The following is a 16,617-nucleotide window of genomic DNA, read 5'->3' as shown; positions in this document are numbered from 1 at the left end:
GCGCGGCGGCCCGCGCCCCCGGCGCCCCCCCCGCGGCCCCCGCGCCGCCCCCCCCCCCCCCCCCCCCCCCCCCCCCCCCCCCCCCCCCCCCCCCCCCCCCCCCCCCCCCCCCCCCCCCCCCCCCCCCCCCCGGCCGCCTCAGCCGGCGGGCGGCCGGTGCGCACGGCGGGCCGTCACGCTCCAGCGTCCGTCGGTGCGGGTGAGCCGGATGGGATGGTCGAAGCACTTGCTGACCTGGTCGCTGGTGAGGACCTCCTCGACGGGCCCGGAGGCCAGAGGGCGCCCGTCGCGCAGCAGCAGCACATGGGTCGTCCCGGGAGGAAGCTCTTCCAGATGATGGGTGACCAGGACCGAGGAGAGGTCCGGACAGGTGTGCTGCAACGTGTCGAGCCGCTCGATGAGCTGCTCGCGGCCTGCGACGTCCAGACCGGTCGCGGGTTCGTCGAGCAGCAGCAGCCGCGGACTGGGCATCAGCGCTCGGGCGATCAGCGCACGGCCCCGCTCGCCCTGGGACAGGGTCGGCCACCGTGCCTCGCGGCGGTCGCCGAGGCCGAGCAGCTCGATGAGGCGGTCGGCGAGGGCGACCTGCTCGGGGGCCGGAGTCCATCGGGGGATGCGTTCGAGGGAGTTGGTGACGCCGGTCAGCACCACGTCGTGGACCTTGAGGGCCGAGCGCAGGTCGTGCCGCGGGTTGACATGTCCGACGGAGGAGCGCAGTTGGCGCATGTCGACCCGTCCCAGCCGGTGGCCCAGTACCTCGACGGTGCCGCGCGTGGGGTGGGCGAGCGCCCCGAGGAGAGCGAGCAGGGTGGTCTTGCCCGCCCCGTTGGGGCCGAGCAGCGCCCAGTGCTCGCCGGCCCGTACGGTCAGCGACACATCACTGAGGATCGCGTTGCCGTCGCGGACGACCTCCACGTCCTGCGCGTGCAGTACCGGTGCTGTGGTCACTTGGAGGCCTGTTCGCAGCGGTTGACGGCGGCCATGACGGCGTGGACCGATGCGGTCAGGACGGAGGTGTCCCAGCCCGCGCCCCAGCGGGTCACGCCGTTCACCCGGCACTCGGCGTAGGCCACGGCGGGGCTGCCCGGCCCGGTGCTGGTGGAGTGCTCGGTGTAGCCCAGGATGTCGACGGTGATGCCCACGGTGCGCAGGGCGTCGGCGAGGGCGGACAGCGGTCCGTTGCCGGTGCCGTGGCAGGAGTGCTCCTGCCCACCGGTGCGCAGGGCACAGGTGAACCGGTGTTCGCCGGGGGCGGGTTCCGTGGCGTTCCAGGAGGCCAGGGCGATGGACCCGTCCAGGGCCGGGGCGATGTAGGTGGTGCGGAAGAGCTCCCACAGCTCCTTGTGGCTCAGCTCCTGGCCGGTGGAGTCGGTGACGTGCTGCACGGCGCGGGAGAAGTCCGGGCGCATCGACTGGGGCAGGTCCAGCCCGTGGTGGGTGTGCAGGAGGTGGGCGATGCCTCCCTTGCCGGACTGGGAGTTGATGCGGATGACCTCCTCGTAGGTACGGCCGATGTCACCCGGGTCGATGGGCAGGTACGGCACCGCCCACGGTGCCTCCTCGGCGGCGAGGCCCTGCTCGGCGGCCTGCTTGGCGTGATGGGCCATGCCCTTGGCGATGGCGTCCTGGTGGGTGCCGGAGAAGGCGGTGTGCACGAGGTCGCCGCCGTAGGGGTGGCGGGGGTGGACCGGCAGCCGGTTGCAGTGCTCCACCACCTCGCGCACCGCGTCGATGTCGGAGAAGTCGATCATCGGGTTCACGCCCTGCGCGTACAGATTGAGGGCCAGGGTCACCAGGTCGACGTTCCCGGTGCGCTCGCCGTTGCCGAACAGACAGCCCTCGACGCGCTGCGCCCCTGCCAGCACGGCGAGTTCGGCGCAGGCGACGCCGGTGCCGCGGTCGTTGTGCGGGTGGACGGAGAGGATCACCGAGTCGCGGCGCGCCAGGTGACGGTCCATGTACTCGATCTGGTCCGCGTACACGTTGGGCGTGGCGATCTCCACGGTCGCGGGCAGGTTGTGGATCACCGGCCGGTCGGGGCTCGCCTCCCACAGGTCGGTCACGCTGTTGCACACCTCCAGGACGAAGTCCGGCTCCGTGAGGTTGAAGACCTCCGGGGAGAACTCGAACCGGATGTCGGCGCCCGGCCGCTGTTCGGCCTTGCGCAGCAGGTAGCCGGCCGCGTCCAGGATCAGCCGGTGGACCTCGGCACGGGAGCGGGACAGGACCACGTTCCGCCAGGTGGGCGCGGTCGCGGTGTAGAGGTGCACGAGGGTGCGGGGGAGACCTTCGACGGAGGCGATGGTCCGGTCGATCAGGTCTTCGCGGGCCGCGGTGAACACGGAGACGGTCACGTCGTCGGGGACGGTGCCGCTCTCGGCCAGGTGCCGTACGAAGTCGAAGTCGGTCTGGCTGGCGGACGGGTAGCCGACCTCGATCTCCTTGAAGCCCATGGTGACCAGGAGGTCGAACATCCGGCGCTTGCGCGCGGTGTCCATCGGCTCGGCCAGCGCCTGGTTGCCGTCGCGCAGGTCGACCGGCACCCACAGGGGGGCCCGCTCGAGCCGGCGCGAGGGCCAGGTGCGTTCGGTCAGGGGCAGGGCGACCCGCTGGTGAGCGGGCTGGTAACGGTGGTGCGGCATCGCGCTCGGACGCTGGGGGTTCCAGCGCGGCGCGTCCGCCGGGACGTTACCGGCGGGGGTGCGCAGGGTGGGAAACGCCGTGCTCTGAGAGGGAGCAGCCATGGTGTGCTGAACTTCTTTCGGTCGGCCATCGTGCGACCGGCGCAGCCCCGAACCCCGCTGCGGGGTGCCGGTCGTGTCAGGCCCCGCAGCGGCAGCCGAGGAGAAGGAGCTCGTGCAGCAGCATGCGAGGTACAGTAACGACAACTCAGCTCCTCAGACAACCCGAGAGGTGTGGAAAGGTGAACCTCACATGTCACTAGGTGCCTTGCGGCCGTCCCCCTTGGTCGAACAGGCCACGGAACACCTGCGCGAGCAGATCACCGGCGGCGAGTGGGCGGTGGGGACGAAGCTCCCCGGCGAGACCGCCCTCGCCAAGTCCCTCGGCGTGGGACGCTCCACCGTCCGCGAGGCCCTGCGCGCACTGGCCGGCGCGGGACTGGTGCAGGCACGCCAGGGTGCCGGAGTCTTCGTCATCGCGACCAAGCCCAAGGAGGACTGGTCCACCCAGCTCCGCCAAGCGGTCATCACCGACGTCTACGAGGTGCGGATGCTCCTTGAGGTGGAGGCCGCGCAGCTGGCCGCGCAGCGCCGGACCGAGGACGACATCACCGCCCTCCACGATGCCCTGGCCAGGCGCCGTGACGCCGCGAACGCCGGCAACGCCGAGTTCGTCGAGGCCGACATCGCCCTGCACCGGGTCATGGTCGCCGCGGCCCACAACCCGGTCCTCACCAGCCTGTTCACCGAGTTCGTGCCGGTGCTCCAGAGACGGCTGCTCGATCTCGTCGAGTTGCTCAGCCTGCGCTCCGACAATCCGAACCACGGCGACGCGGGACACGCCGTCCTGGTGAACGCCGTTGTGCAGGGGGATGCCGAGGCGGCCGGACGGGCACTGCGGGACGAACTCCAGCAGACCCTCGCCCTGCTCCACTCCCTCTGATCCGCGTCGTCGTCCGTCGTCCTCCCAGAGAGCGGTAGCCGTGCTCGATGCCGAACCGTGGATACGGTCCTTTGCCTCCGTCGCGTCACCCGCCACGTCCTGGACGGTCCTCTTCTTCCCGCACTCGGGCGGCTCCGCCGACTCCTACCGGGACCTTGCGGCGCGGCTGGCCGGCACCGCCCGGACGGCGTGCGTGCGCTACCCGGGGCGGGCGGAACGAGGGCGCGAGCCTCTCTTCACCGATGTGCACGTCCTCGCGGACCAGGTGGCCGAAGCGCTCGCCCCGGTCCGCGGGGACGGACCGCTGCTCCTCTTCGGCCACAGCCTGGGGGCGGCGGTGGCCTACGAGGTCGTCCGGCGCGTGCCCGACCAGCGGCGGCTCGTGCTGGTGGCCTCCGGGCATCCCGCCCCTTCGCGCATCAGGCTGCCCGTCCTGGACGACCCCGTCGGTGACGACTCGGGCGACCCGGACGGGCCGCTGGTCGAGCTGATCGGATCGCTGGGAGGCGCGGACGCCGCACTGCTGGAGCACCCGGTGCTGCGCCAGATATTCCTGCCGGTCATCCGCGGTGACCTCATGGCGCACAGCCGCTACCGGCCCACGGCCGGCTCGGCCGTCGACTGTCCGGTCGTCGTGCTGACGGGAACCACGGACCCTCTCACCGACCCGCCCGGCGTCCGGGCGTGGGAGCGGCACACCACCTCGACTCTGCGCGTGCACGAGCTGCCCGGGGGACACTTCTTCACCAACGAGCGCGCCGAGGACGTGGCGGACATCCTCCGCGGAGTCATGACGAACGAGTGGGCGCTCGACGCGCGTCCATGACCCGGCGGCCGGCACAAGCCCCACGGCCTCAGCCGGTTCGTGCCGGTGCCGGGGCGCCGGGCTCAACCTTCCACCAGCTCGCGTTCGCGGGTTTCCGGCAGACCCAGCAGACAGCCCAACGACACGAGGGCCATGAAGCTGACGTACCACCCGACCGACGCCGAGCCGAACGCGGACTGCAGGCGGGTCGCCACCAGCGGAGCGACCGCGCCGCCCGCCACCCCGCCCAGGCTGTAGGCGAGACCGGCGCCGGAGTACCGCAGCTCCGCAGGGAACAGCTCCGGCAGGAACGCCCCCATGGGTCCGTAGATCACGCCCATGAGCAGCAGGGCGCCACCCAGCCCGACGACGATCAGCGGCAGCCGGCCGGTGTCCAGCAGCGGGAAGAGCAGCGGGCCCCACACCGCCGCCCCGACGGTGCCGGTCAGCGCCGTGCGCCGCCGGCCGAGCCGGTCGGACCGCGTCGCCGCGAACCATGTTCCGGCGGCGAGGAAGACGACGGCCCCCATGGAGGCGAGCAGCATGGTGGTCCGGCCGACACCGAGCGTCTTCGTTCCGTACGACAGGCAGTACGTGGTGGCCGTGTAGAACAGGCCGTACGCCACGATCATCGCGCCGGATCCGAGCAGCAGCTCCCGCGGACACCGGCGTACGACGTCGGCGAACGGGCTCCGGCTCGCCTGCCGGTCCGCCAGCACCTTCTGGAAGACCGGGGTCTCGCTGATCCGGATCCGGACGAACAGGCCCACGGCCACCAGGACGAGGGACAGCAGGAACGGCACCCGCCACGCCCACCCCCGGAACGCCTCGTCACTGACCGTGGTGGACAGCAGCAGAAAGACGCCGGTCGCCGCGAAGAAGCCGACGGACGGGCCGAGTTGGGGGTAGGCGGCGTACCGGCCCCGGCGGCCGGACGGCGCGTGCTCCACCGCCAGCAGGGCCGCACCACCCCATTCCCCGCCGAGCCCGAGGCCCTGCAGAAAGCGCAGCAGCACCAGGAGCGCCGGCGCCCATGCTCCCCAGGTGCCATACGTCGGGAGGAAACCGACCGCAGCCGTCGACAGGCCCATCAGCAGCAGAGAGGTGACGAGCACGGACTTGCGGCCCACCCGGTCCCCGAAGTGGCCGAACAGGACCGAGCCGAGGGGCCGGGCCACGAAGGCCACCGCATAGGTGGAGAAGGCGGCGAGCACGCCGCTGACCGGAGAGAGGTTGGGGAAGAACGCCTCGTCGACGACGAGCGCGGCGGCGGTGCCGTAGATGTAGAAGTCGTAGAACTCGATGGCCGTGCCGATGAAACTGGCCACCGCCACCCGCCGCCGCGATGCCGCCCCTGAGGACCCGTCGGGTACGCCGGCCCCTTCGTCCGTTCTCCGAAGCGAAGCCTCGTGTCCGGGCTGCATCAGACCCCCCTCATGTCGGACGGCTACGGTCGGCACGAGGATTTCCCGTCCGCAGCAGCAAAGTCAATGAGGCCTCTGGGCCCTCGCGAGGGCCTGTCTCGATATCCGAGAAACAACCGGCTGGACGGCGGTTGGGTGGCGGAAAAATGCCGACAACCGCCCTCACCTGACGGCCGACGACGAACTGCGCGTGTGGCTGCGGAGCGGCGGCGGCAGCCCACCGCAGCTCCTCGACAACGACGACGTCTGGCACAAGTTCGCCCCGGTGTTCCGCAGCGACTTCAAACTCGTGGACACCTGGACTCCTTCCCGCAGCCCCGAGCCGCTGCCCGTCCCGCTGTCGGTATTCGCGGGCCTGCACGACGAGCTGATCAGCGAGGACCGTCTCCTTGCCTGGCGAGCGTTCACGACGCACTTCCGCGGACTCGAGAGGTACGACGGCGACCACTTCTACCTGACGAACCACCAGCAGCCTCTCGCCGCCGCCATCACGGCCGCGATGCCCTCCGCAGCTCCGTGAGCCCGCTCTCACCACCACGCCACCCGCCAGACGATCAACTGCAACGGGGTGCTGGCGGAGGATGCGGGGGCGAGCCCTCAGGCGTCGGGGTCGACTTCGAGGTGCGTGAACCGCACGGGCCTGCCCAGCGACCGGGCGTAGGCGATCTCGGACCGGGTGCTGTCTCCGATGTAGTCACCGACCACGAGCACCTCATCAGCGAGAAGGATCTTCGACCGGTGCAGCTCGTCGAGCCGAATCTTCAGCGCCTCGGCCTCGACAGGATCGGACCAGAGCTCATGCGGCGACTTCAGGTCGCAGCCCGGCTTGACGACGATTCTCCCGGCCTTGGTCTCCCGCAGATCGGCCTCGGCCATCTCGGCCATGAAACGGGTGGAGCCGCAGATCGCGACGATACGCGGGAAGTTCAGCTGCTTCTTCGCCTCGGCGAGCTTGTCCGCGGGGGTGATCACTTGCGGGGATGACACTGTTCCTCCTGGTGGTGCTGCCCGAGGGATGCCTGCGGAGACGAGAACGAAGGCGTCCAAGATCGCCTCACGGCGAACCACGTGCACGCCTGCGCGCCCGCACTGTATGCGAAGAGCATCCCTACCCGGTGCCGCGGCGCCCGCCGGTCGGCCCTACGCCCCGCCCGTGCGATGCCGAACTGGTCACCGGGTACGGACTGCACCCGGCAGAAATCACGCGGATCCCGGAGGGCACCGCGACGGACAACTACGCCATGTCCGCGGACAACGCGAAGGCCACCGGCTGGCTGATGGGCGGCATGACAGCGGTCGGCGTGCACGCCTGCTTCGTCGCTGCGGGAAAAGGCATGCGTCTGGGGCTGGACCGCAGACGGTACGTGCAGTGGGACGCCGAATGGGACCTGGTGGAGCCCTCGTGGTCTGCGCGGTTCCACAGGTGACAGGCCGGGGTGCCCAGGAGGTGACACCGAATGTCCGAGGTGACGACCACTGATCTGTACGAGGTCACGATGGCGATGTCGTACCTGCGGGAGGGGATGACTGGCCCGGCGACGTTCAGTCTGTTCGTCCGCGACATGCCGCCCGACCGCGGCTTTCTGGTTGCCGCCGGCCTGGAGTCGTCGCTCGACTTCCTGTCCGGCTTCCGGGTCGGCCCCGAGAACGTCGACTCCTTCGCCTCGGCGCTGCACCGGCCGCCGCGCGATCTGGCGCCGCTGCTGGGCATGGAGTTCACCGGTCAGGTGCGGGCGGTGCCGTTGGGCCGGATCGTCCTCGCGGGAGAGCCGCTGCTGGAGGTGACTGCTTCGCTCCCCCGGGCACAGCTGGTCGAGACGTACGTGCTCAACCAGGTCAGCCACCAGACCACGATCGCCTCGAAGGCCGCACGGTGCGTCCTGGCCGCGGCGGGACACCCGGTCGACCCGCGTTGAGTTGGTCGACCACGGAGCGTGGAACCGCGGCATTTTCACGCGAGGCCGCTTACTGCTCCTCGGGGGCCGACGGGGTCGTCTCAAGGACCACGCGAGCGACGAGGTCGGGTGCGTCGTTCATGGGTATGTGGCCGCAGTCGGGCAGCTCTACGAGCCGGGCTCCGGGGATCATGGCCTGGACGCGAGTGGCCTGCCGGGGCGGCAGGATGCGGTCGCGGGCGCCCCAGACGATGGTGACCGGTACATCGGGGATGTCCCCAGTGAACAGGCCCGGTGTCCGCCCCGCCCGCAGGGTCGAGCCGAAGGCGGTGGCGTCTCGCAGCGCCCGCAGATCGGCGATCAGCGTCTCGGCCGGGCACCTGTCCGGTCGGCCGTAGAGTGTGCCGGCCAGCGCGGTCCGTGCGGCCGCCGTGTGCGCCAGGCGGACCATGGCCGTATCCGGCAGCAGCCGCACGCTGTGTCGGGCCGCGGCCAGCATGGCGTAGGCGTACCGCCGCTCGGCATCGGTCCAGAATCCCGCCGGCGCCAGGGCCGTCACGCTGCGCGCGAGCCCGGCCTGGCCCAGATGCAGAGCGATCAGTCCGCCCAGCGAATGCCCGACCACGTGCGGCCGCTCCACGCCCAGCTCGGCGAGCACGGCACCCAGCCAGGCCACAGCTGTCTGCAGATCGCGCGGTACGGTCGGATCCAGGTCGGGAGATTCTCCGAACCCGGGCAGGTCCATGGCGATCGTCTCCCGCTGCCCGGCCAGCAGCGGCACGATCGCATCCCAGGCTTGCCGCCGATGCCCCACGCCATGCAGCAGGACCAGCGGCTCCCCGGTCCCCTGCTGCTCGTACGCTATTGTCACCGGCTCCAGACCCGCGGCATGGCCCTCCACGAACGACGCCGTCCTTGCCGGGACAACGACCTCTCCGTTCTCGCGCCAACGGCCGCCTTCGGGCTCCGGCTGTGTGGCGATCAGCCGGTCGCAAAGATAACCCGCCGCCGCCCGCACAGAGCGGCCCGGCCGATCTGCGGCGGCGGCGAACGCAGAGATCAGGGTCATCGTCGGACACCTACCTCACCGTGAGCACTCCTTCATCAGAAGTCAGCGCTAAACAAATCGTATGCCAACGCCGCATTCCATGCCGCGCGGCGAACCCCTGCCAGGGGAGTCGCGCCATCGCGGCTGAGGCCGCCGCCCACCGTACGGATTGACACCCGGCGGCGGGCCAGCTGCGGAAAGCGCTTCGTCAGGTACTCATGGGATGTCGGCCCGCGACCACCGACGCCCACCGCTGGGGCCGATCGGCCTGTGCACGAGCCTGCTGCCGTGCCGGTGCATACCAGACGGTGGGACAGTGGTTTCACGTCGCGCTCGCGGCAGGAGGAGGCGATCCTCATGGGCACGAGGGACATAGGTCGCCCGGTCGCGGACCCACCGGACCTCAGGCCGGGTCTGCTCAGCTTTCTCGGCGGAGTCGGTACGGTGACCGGGTCCAAGTTCATGGTGGAGACCGATCACGCGCGGGTCATGGTGGACTGCGGGCTGTTCCAGGGCATCGCGGAGCTGAGGCGCCGCAACTGGCGGAGGCTGTCGGCCGATGTCGACACGGTCCATGCGGTGGTGGTCACCCATGCCCATCTGGACCATTGCGGCTACCTTCCCCGCCTGGTCCGACAGGGCTTCAAGGGGCGGGTGTTCGCCACCGGGAACACCGCCCGGCTGGCCGAGATCGTCCTGCGCGACAGTGCCCATCTGCTGCAGGAGCGCGGGGCGGCACCGTTTCTCCGCCCATGCAGACGCGGCCGAAATCATCGCCTGGCTGCGCGACGGCGGTGCCCTTGCGCCCTCTGCCACCTACCTCGTGCACGGTGAGCCGGACGCCGCCCAGGCCCTCCGCGACCGGATCGACGAAGAGCTTGGCTGGAACGCGGTCGTGCCGCGCTCCGGCGAACGCGTGCTCGTCCGGTAGCCACCACCAGCGTGTGTTCGAGGGCTGCTACGCGGCGGGTGTGACCAGGCCGTAGTGGCCGTCGTAGCGGTGGTAGAGGACGTTGCCGCGGCCGGTGCTGTCGTCGGCGAAGAACACGAACGGGAATCCGGTGATGTCCAGCCGCTGCTTTGCTTCGGCCACGTTCATCCGGGGCGCCGGGAGCTCGCTGACGGTCAGTGGTACGGACACGTTGCCGTCCGGGCGCGGGTGGGGGTGCACCTGGGCGAGCCGGTAGCCCGTCGGCTCCACACGGTAGAGCACGCTGTCCTCGCCGGAGTCGGCGTCGGTGAACAGATGGAAGCCGTAATCCATCGACTCCAGTTCGAAGGCCGCTTCGTCCGGTGTCTCCCGGGCGAGGGAGAAGGACTTGTGGCGGACGACCTGCCGCTCCTCGGCCGGTCGCGGATAGTAATCGGGGCGGTGGGTGGGCTCACTGCCGTGCCGCCACTCGTGCGGACTGGGCACGGACATCCGGCCCCGGCGGGCCTCCCAGTGCTCGGCCAGCCGGGCCAGCCGTACGGTCAGCCGGTCCTGGAGCAGGTCCACGGCCTCGGTGGCGGACCTCGCCGCAACGTGCGCACGGGCGGGCCGGCCGTTGACGTCCAGGTTGGCCTGGGCGATCACCGGCCGCTCCACGGCCGGGTTCGCCGTACGGGCCAGCCTCACACGGGCGAACAGAACCGGTTCCCGCGTCTGGCCGAGGACGGCCTGTATCTTGTCGCGCGCATACGCGGTCGCGTCCGGTGGCAGTTGCCCGCGGGTCTCCACCTGGACCTCGGGGGCCTGCTGGGGTGCGGATCGTTTCATGGCAACCTCCTCCAAGTGTCACTTTCCAGACTTAACCCCCACTACCCGTGCGCGGAAGGCCGAAGGCGCTTGCTTCCGGTCGGCCACCTTCTCCGGGCCGGGGCCACACAGCGAGCCGAGGCGGGAACGGCGCCACTCGGTGCCTTCGATTCTGCCAACGGCGCGAAAAGCGTCGATCCTGGAACTGGGACGCCCGCCCACGGTCATTCCGGGGACGGTCTCGCCCGAGGTTCGTCCTTCCGCCTTCCGTCAAGGGAGCCGTCCGGTGATCACATCAGTCCGTCTGCCGGGGCGGCATCTGTCACGCTCGGCCAAGCCGGGCCCTCCACGTGAGCCGCCCAAGCCGCCGGCGTCTTCGCCGACGCCTTCCTGGACACGCTGGCTGCTGCCCGTCGCCACGTTGGCCCTGCTCCTCGTGGTGCTGATGCGAGTCCCCTCACCCAAGGAGGGCGCGTCGCTCTCCTACAGCGAGTTCGTCGGCAAGGTCACCGGCGGTCAGGTCAAGACGGTCGACATCAACGACAAGGGCGCCATCAAGGGCAGCCTCAAGGACGGTACGAAGTTCACCACGCGGATGCCCACCGCCCTGGACAACAGCCGCCTCGAACAGCAGCTGCAGTCCAAGAACGTGGAGATCACCGCGTCCCAGAGCAGCAGCGGCAGCCCCTGGGGGACGCTGCTATTGCTGTTCCTGCCGTTGCTGTTCATCGTCGCCCTGATCCTGTGGAGCGGCCGCCGGGCGGCCCGGACACTGGGCGGGGGGCTCAGCGCCATCGGGCGCGCCCGCGCCAAGATCATCGAGACCGAGCGGCCGACCACCCGCTTCGAGGACGTCGCCGGCTATGAGGGGGTCAAGCAGGAGATCAGCGAGATCGTCGATTTCCTGCGCAGCCCCGAGCGCTATGCGATCGCGGGGGCCAAGGGACCACGTGGTGTGATCATGGTGGGGCCGCCGGGCACCGGCAAGACCCTCATCGCCCGCGCGGTGGCCGGCGAGGCGGAGGTCCCGTTCTTGTCGGTGACCGGCTCGGCGTTCGTGGAGATGTTCGTCGGCGTCGGTGCCTCACGGGTGCGCGACCTCTTCGCCGAGGCACGCAAGCGGGCGCCTTCGATCATCTTCATCGATGAGATCGACGCCGTCGGCAGCCGTCGCGGCGGGGGCGCCCGGATGGGCGGCAACGACGAACGCGAGCAGACCCTCAACCAGCTCCTGGCCGAGATGGACGGCTTCGACCAGGCCAGCGGCATCGTGGTGCTGGCCGCAACCAACCGGCCCGAGACCCTCGACCCCGCCCTGCTGCGCCCGGGCCGCTTCGACCGGCACGTGACGGTGCCGCTGCCCAACCAGGCCGAGCGGGCGGCGATCCTGGCCGTCCACGCCCGCGGCAAGACCCTGGCCCCGGACGTCGACTGGGACACCGTCGCCCGGGCCACACCCGGCTTCTCCGGCGCGGACCTGGCCAATCTGGTCAACGAGGCCGCCATCAACGCCGTCCGCGGCGGCGGTGCCGTCATCGACGCCAAGGACCTCGATGCCGCCCGGGACCGGCTCCTGCTCGGGCGGCGGGAGTCCACCAACGCCCTGCTCCCGGAGGAACGGCACTCCGTCGCCGTCCACGAGTCGGGACACGCGCTGATGGCGGCCCTGTGCGAGCACGCCGACCCGGTCGCCAAGGTGACCATCCTGCCCGCCGGGCCTTCGCTGGGGGCTACCGAGCAGCTCCCGGAGGCCGAACGGCACTTGTACAGCGAGAGCTACCTGACCGACCTGCTCACTGTCCGGCTCGGCGGCCGGGCAGCCGAGCTGGTCGTCTTCGGCGAGGGCTCGACCGGCGCGGCCGACGATCTGGCCGGCGCCACCCAGATCGCGGCCCGCATGGTCCGCGAGTTCGGCCTGTCCCCGGCCCTCGGCCCCGTCGGATACGGTTCTGGCGCCCCCCACCACCTTGGCGGCGAGAGCACCGAGGACACCCTGCGGCGGCCCTACTCCGAGCAGACCCAGCACATCGTCGACGAGGAGACATCCCGCCTGGTGCGGCAAGCCGAGAAACGCGCCGTGGCCCTGCTGAGCGAACACCGCAAGGCGCTGGAGGCCCTGGCCGAACTGCTCACCATCCGCGAGACCGTCGACGGATCCGTGGTCCTCGACGTACTCCAGCAACAGCAGCAGCGACCGGACGGCCACCACCCCGCCGCGGCAGGGAAACCGACGCCCTCCCCGTGACGCCGCGGCGACGCCCGCGAACAAGGAAGGTGGCAGCCATGGAACAGCAGCCGGGGGCGGTCCACGATGAGCAGGAGGTCCTGGCGCGGACGGTCGCCGTCGTGATGCGCACCGCTGTGGTCACGATCGCTGTCGACGAAACCGTGCTCGTGGCCTGGGAGTTGCTGGAGCGATCCGGCTCCCGTCACCTTCCGGTCGTACGTCCGGACGGTCGCTGTGCCGGCCTGCTGGACAGGGCCGACGTGGCGGTCGCCTGCGCGGCACCAGCCGCCTCGCTGTCCGGCCTGCGCGTGGACGAACTCCTGCCCGCCCACAGGCCCGCGCTCGTCCACGCCGAGCAGACCGTACGCCACGCAGCCGACCTCATGAGCTACACCGAAGCCGACGCCCTCCCGGTGCTGGCGGAAGACGGGCGTCTCGCCGGGGTGCTGACCGCAGCCGACATCGTCGCGGCCCTCGCCGGTCGCCCGGTGCGGAAGGAACCCGCCGACACACGGCCACAGGCCCCGCCCACGGTGCTGCCCGGGCTCCCGCCCCGGCGGGGCTACCGTGGAACGGCGGTGCCCTGACCGCCCACCACCGAGCAGCAACCGCGGCTGCACCAGGGGCGGACGAGCAGCGCCAGGGCCGAACGGTGACGGCCCGTGGACCGTCCTCTCGAAAACGGTGATCGCGGCAGTGACCTCGTCCGCGGCGCGAAGGCGGTCACCGCCGTGGTGCATCGGCTGTCGTGTCGGTCTCGGCGCGGAGGCGACTCGTGACGTCGACGACCCCGTCGACGCTTTCGGACAGGCGTACCGCGATGGGGATGAGGCTCTCCTGCGGCACGGTGCCGCTGAGCGTCACCCGTCCGTCGGTGACCTGGGCCGTGACCGCGCCGGGGTCCAGGCCGAGGGTCCGGGCCAGGACATCCGTCGTGATCTCCTCCCGGATCGTGAGGTCTCGCCGCAGGAAGACGTGCACGAGGTCACCACGGCTGACGAGGCCCACCAGCCGACCGGCATCGTCCACGACGGGCAGCCGTTTGACGTGGTGACGGGCCATGGCACGGGCCGCCTCCACGACCGACCATTGCGGTCGCGCGGTGACGGCTGGGCTGGTCATCAGCCCCTCGGCGGTCAGCGCCAGGGCCTTGGCGCGTTCCGCGGGCAGCAGGTGCGCGGTGGTCAGATGTCCGCCCGGATCCACCTGGCTCTCCTGTTTGCGCAGCAGGTCCGCCTCCGACACCACGCCGACCGGACGGCCCTGGTCGTCGACGACGGGTACCGCGGTGATGTCGTGCTCCGCGAGGTGCTGGGCGATGTCCTTGAAGCCCATGTCCCGCCGCACACTCACCACAGCCGTGGTCATGAGGTCTTCGACCAATCGATGCAGCATGTCACCGCTCCCTCCTCGGACGCTCGCGGCACAGGTCCTCTCTCCACTGTCCGCCCCTTGGAGAGCGCGCGCACCGCTCACGTGTCCTGGGCGACCAGGCGGGGCGGGCGCGAGGACCGCGCCCGGCCGCTTCCGCCGAGTGGCACCGGCCCGGGCTCGTGGCCCGGCGCCTCGCAGGGGGCCGATTCGATCACCGGCGTCATCGGCGCCGCTGCCTGACTGGTTGCCTGTCCGCCATAACGGGCGGCCACGGCCACTGGCGCAGGGAACGCCTTCCCCAGGGCTGACACCTGGCGCTCGGCGTTGCCCCAGAGATCCCGGAACTGCAGTCGTTCGGGATCTGGAGTACACCACGATGCCCGGCATCGAGGCCCGGCTCGCCGACCGCTGGCAGCCCATCGCTGGCGGTCCGGAACCGGTCCACCGGGAACGCCGGGAGGAGCCTGTGCCTGGCCCGGGCAGGGACGACAAGCGGGATCCCCGGCTGAACCGGATCAACGCCGGGCACCGCGCGCTTCGCCGCTGCTGCCGGGCTACTGCCCCCGGTACAGCCGGTCGAGGTCGACGAGTACCACATGTCCCTCGGCTTCGACCGCGCGGAGCGCGGGAGTGAAGCCGGCGGAGCTGTAGCAGGCGGGCCGGGTGTGGGTGACGTCCTCGCCGCGGGCGGCGAGCAGGGTGAGGAGGTGACGGAGGTGTTCCAGGTGGTGCAGGTCCATGACCTCGTCCCAGCGCGCCGTTCCCACCGAAAGCAGGGGCCCGGGACGGGCGTCGGCCCGGCCGCGGACGACCACTTCCGCTGCTGCGTCTTCTGCGTCCGGCCCGGCAAGGCGTGCCGGGCCGGGAAGTGAGCCGTGGGCCACGGTCGCGGGGTGCGCGCCGAAGACCGCCGGGTCGGCGAAGTCCAGGACCCAGTCCCGGCAGATCCGGGCGAAATGAGGGCCGGCCACCGCGGAGTCGAAGACGGGACGTACGCGCCGCCAGACCTCGACGGCGTCCTGTTGCGCCAGCGCCGAGCGATGGGGCCAGACAGCCGCGTGTTCGAAGGCCAGCAGCGGCTCCGCGATGCGCAGCCGGATGAGGTTCGGACGGAAGGCATCGGGCTCGCTGTACAGCAGACCGTTTGACTGCAGGAGCGCGAGACAGTGTGAGGCGTCGGTGAGCGGAGTGCCGAGGCATTCGGCGATCGCGCCCTGTGTCGAGCAGCCCGAGGCGATGGCGGCGAGCGCGGAATGGCACAGCGCACGGTCCCAGTGGTCGGTCTCCTCTTGCAGCAGGTGATGTGTCTCCAGGAACAGCGGGGTCTGGGGGTTGAGGACGGTTCTGGACACCCAGGCGTCGAAGTCGTCCGGCCGGCTGGGGGTGTCGTCTCCGGCGTAGCGCCGGTAGGCGGGGGTTCCGCCCACGACGGCGTGGACCAGCAGGGCGAGGCCGGGATCGTCGATGCCCCAGAACCGTGCGGCCTGTCGGAAGTCCAGCGGACGAAGGGTGAGCTCCAGATCGGCCAGCCCGCGCAGAGGTGAGGACGCGCTGAACAGCCGGTGCATCACCGGCAGGGAACTCCCGCTCAGCAGCAGGCGCGTACGGTTGTCCCGCCCCGCGTCGCGCAGCCGCCGGTAGGCGCTGTGGATGACGGAGGGCAGCTCGGGACTCTGCCGTACGAGGTCGGGGAACTCGTCGACGACGACCGGGACAGGCCGCCGGTCGCCCAGCGCGAGCAGGGCGTCGATGGCGTCCTCCCAGCCGCGCCAGTGATTCGGCGGCGCTGTGTGCCCGTAGCGGGCGAGCTCGTCGCCAAGGCTGCGCAGGGACTCGGCCTGAGCCGCCTGTTGCGCCCCGAAGTAGAAGCCGCCCAGGGCCGTGGTGAGTGCCTCCAGGAGGTACGTCTTGCCCTGCCGCAACCGTCCCGACACGACAGCGAGGCCGGCTCCGGGCCGGGTGTCACAGGCGAAGGCGACAAGTGCGTCCCACTCGGCGTCGCGGTTGAAAACCGTCTCAGGCTTCGCGGGACGAGAAACGTCGGGAGGCGACACGGCTGCTCCCCTCGCTCGGCAGCGCTCCTGTCACCAGTACAACGTCGAACGCCGGACGCCGCGACATGTGCGGCCACGCACGGTCAGGTCCCGTGCTCCCCCTTCCCCCGCCTGCGGCCTCAGTCCGTCAATCCCGTGTCCATGACCTGGCGGCACGTGAACCATGCGCCGGACGCCCTGGCGCCAGGCTCGACGCCATCCGTGATGCTGAGGGCGCGGGCTGCGGTGATTTCGTTGTCAGGACAGTGCCGCGGCGCCGTTCTCGGATGCTGTGGGTGCCACGACCGACGGCCCGGAAGCTGTCCTGTTCACCGTACTCAGACCTCGGCGGAGCTAGGGCGTGTTTCGAAAGTCCCGTCTGGCCCGCGACGCCTGGCACGGCGCCTCGCCGCGTTGTCGGGGTCGTCCGCGTACGCCCAGTACGCGGA

The 16,617-nt window shown here is 71.0% G+C and carries 16 protein-coding genes and 1 pseudogene; 9 read left to right on the top strand and 8 right to left on the bottom strand.

The annotated features are described in order from the left end of the window. Positions 1-138: 138 nt before the first annotated feature. Positions 139-948 carry an ABC transporter ATP-binding protein gene (locus ACIBTS_RS46325; protein ID WP_399327534.1) on the bottom strand — a complete coding sequence of 270 codons (810 nt, stop codon included), beginning with the start codon at positions 946-948 and terminating at the stop codon, positions 139-141. Then, the gene (gene leuA / locus ACIBTS_RS46320) at positions 945-2,744 is read right to left on the bottom strand and encodes a 2-isopropylmalate synthase (RefSeq protein ID WP_399327532.1); all 1,800 of its coding nucleotides are present in this window, start codon (positions 2,742-2,744) and stop codon (positions 945-947) included. The genes ACIBTS_RS46325 and leuA overlap by 4 nt, the downstream gene beginning before the upstream one ends. Positions 2,745-2,934: 190 nt before the next feature. Here leuA and ACIBTS_RS46315 point away from each other — a divergent pair, with 190 nt between their 5' ends. Further along, a complete protein-coding gene (locus tag ACIBTS_RS46315; RefSeq protein WP_319343453.1) occupies positions 2,935-3,624 on the top strand; it encodes a FadR/GntR family transcriptional regulator in 690 nt (229 codons plus the stop codon). 40 nt (positions 3,625-3,664) lie between these two features. Then, the gene (locus tag ACIBTS_RS46310) at positions 3,665-4,450 is read left to right on the top strand and encodes a thioesterase II family protein (protein WP_399327530.1); all 786 of its coding nucleotides are present in this window, start codon (positions 3,665-3,667) and stop codon (positions 4,448-4,450) included. A 62-nt stretch (positions 4,451-4,512) separates the two neighbouring features. Here the strand turns inward: ACIBTS_RS46310 and ACIBTS_RS46305 are convergent, their stop codons facing one another. After that, positions 4,513-5,757 carry an MFS transporter gene (locus ACIBTS_RS46305; RefSeq protein ID WP_399327528.1) on the bottom strand — a complete coding sequence of 415 codons (1,245 nt, stop codon included), beginning with the start codon at positions 5,755-5,757 and terminating at the stop codon, positions 4,513-4,515. Positions 5,758-5,956: 199 nt separating this feature from the next. Here ACIBTS_RS46305 and ACIBTS_RS46300 point away from each other — a divergent pair, with 199 nt between their 5' ends. Beyond that, a complete protein-coding gene (locus ACIBTS_RS46300; RefSeq protein WP_399327548.1) occupies positions 5,957-6,373 on the top strand; it encodes a thioesterase II family protein in 417 nt (138 codons plus the stop codon). A gap of 77 nt (positions 6,374-6,450) precedes the next feature. Here ACIBTS_RS46300 and ACIBTS_RS46295 read toward each other — a convergent pair whose 3' ends face one another. Further along, positions 6,451-6,840 (bottom strand): hypothetical protein, encoded by a 390-nt coding sequence (locus ACIBTS_RS46295; RefSeq protein ID WP_399327526.1) that lies wholly within the window; start codon positions 6,838-6,840, stop codon positions 6,451-6,453. Between the two features lie 128 nt (positions 6,841-6,968). On the opposite strand from ACIBTS_RS46295, the gene ACIBTS_RS46290 reads away from it, so the two are divergent. Together ACIBTS_RS46290 and ACIBTS_RS46285 are read left to right on the top strand one after the other, a co-directional pair. Then, positions 6,969-7,280, top strand: a complete 312-nt coding sequence (locus ACIBTS_RS46290; protein WP_399327524.1) for a hypothetical protein — start codon at positions 6,969-6,971, stop codon at positions 7,278-7,280. 30 nt (positions 7,281-7,310) lie between these two features. Then, positions 7,311-7,757: pseudogene (locus ACIBTS_RS46285) on the top strand (nicotinate phosphoribosyltransferase); the annotation flags it as partial. 61 nt (positions 7,758-7,818) lie between these two features. Here ACIBTS_RS46285 and ACIBTS_RS46280 read toward each other — a convergent pair. Beyond that, positions 7,819-8,817, bottom strand: a complete 999-nt coding sequence (locus tag ACIBTS_RS46280) for an alpha/beta fold hydrolase (RefSeq protein WP_399327522.1) — start codon at positions 8,815-8,817, stop codon at positions 7,819-7,821. Positions 8,818-9,240: 423 nt separating this feature from the next. Between ACIBTS_RS46280 and ACIBTS_RS46275 the strand changes: the two genes are divergently transcribed. Both ACIBTS_RS46275 and ACIBTS_RS46270 read left to right on the top strand, forming a co-directional pair. Next, positions 9,241-9,630, top strand: coding sequence for an MBL fold metallo-hydrolase (locus tag ACIBTS_RS46275; protein ID WP_399327546.1), 390 nt, complete (start codon positions 9,241-9,243; stop codon positions 9,628-9,630). Beyond that, entirely contained in the window at positions 9,566-9,727 is a 162-nt protein-coding gene (locus ACIBTS_RS46270; RefSeq protein ID WP_399327544.1) for an MBL fold metallo-hydrolase RNA specificity domain-containing protein, read from the top strand. Before ACIBTS_RS46275 ends, ACIBTS_RS46270 begins: the two co-directional genes overlap by 65 nt. A 27-nt stretch (positions 9,728-9,754) precedes the next feature. Here the strand turns inward: ACIBTS_RS46270 and ACIBTS_RS46265 are convergent, their stop codons facing one another. Next, positions 9,755-10,555: a sigma 54 modulation/S30EA ribosomal C-terminal domain-containing protein gene (locus tag ACIBTS_RS46265; protein WP_399327520.1), complete on the bottom strand. Its 801-nt coding sequence runs from the start codon at positions 10,553-10,555 to the stop codon at positions 9,755-9,757. Positions 10,556-10,820: 265 nt separating this feature from the next. Between ACIBTS_RS46265 and ftsH the strand changes: the two genes are divergently transcribed. Then, positions 10,821-12,779: an ATP-dependent zinc metalloprotease FtsH gene (ftsH, locus tag ACIBTS_RS46260; RefSeq protein WP_399327518.1), complete on the top strand. Its 1,959-nt coding sequence runs from the start codon at positions 10,821-10,823 to the stop codon at positions 12,777-12,779. A 38-nt stretch (positions 12,780-12,817) separates the two neighbouring features. After that, the gene (locus ACIBTS_RS46255; RefSeq protein ID WP_399327516.1) at positions 12,818-13,348 is read left to right on the top strand and encodes an HPP family protein; all 531 of its coding nucleotides are present in this window, start codon (positions 12,818-12,820) and stop codon (positions 13,346-13,348) included. 136 nt (positions 13,349-13,484) lie between these two features. Here ACIBTS_RS46255 and ACIBTS_RS46250 read toward each other — a convergent pair whose 3' ends face one another. Both ACIBTS_RS46250 and ACIBTS_RS46245 read right to left on the bottom strand, forming a co-directional pair. Continuing rightward, positions 13,485-14,156 carry a CBS domain-containing protein gene (locus ACIBTS_RS46250; RefSeq protein ID WP_399327514.1) on the bottom strand — a complete coding sequence of 224 codons (672 nt, stop codon included), beginning with the start codon at positions 14,154-14,156 and terminating at the stop codon, positions 13,485-13,487. Between the two features lie 533 nt (positions 14,157-14,689). Further along, complete coding sequence (locus ACIBTS_RS46245; RefSeq protein WP_399327512.1) at positions 14,690-16,189, bottom strand: ATP-binding protein; 1,500 nt, start codon at positions 16,187-16,189, stop codon at positions 14,690-14,692. Positions 16,190-16,617 lie beyond the last annotated feature (428 nt).

Source organism: Streptomyces sp. NPDC050121 (assembly GCF_044460385.1).
Lineage (GTDB): Bacteria > Actinomycetota > Actinomycetes > Streptomycetales > Streptomycetaceae > Streptomyces > Streptomyces soliscabiei.
Note: the sequence above shows the minus strand (reverse complement) of the source record. Positions and strands in the feature narration are given on the sequence as shown.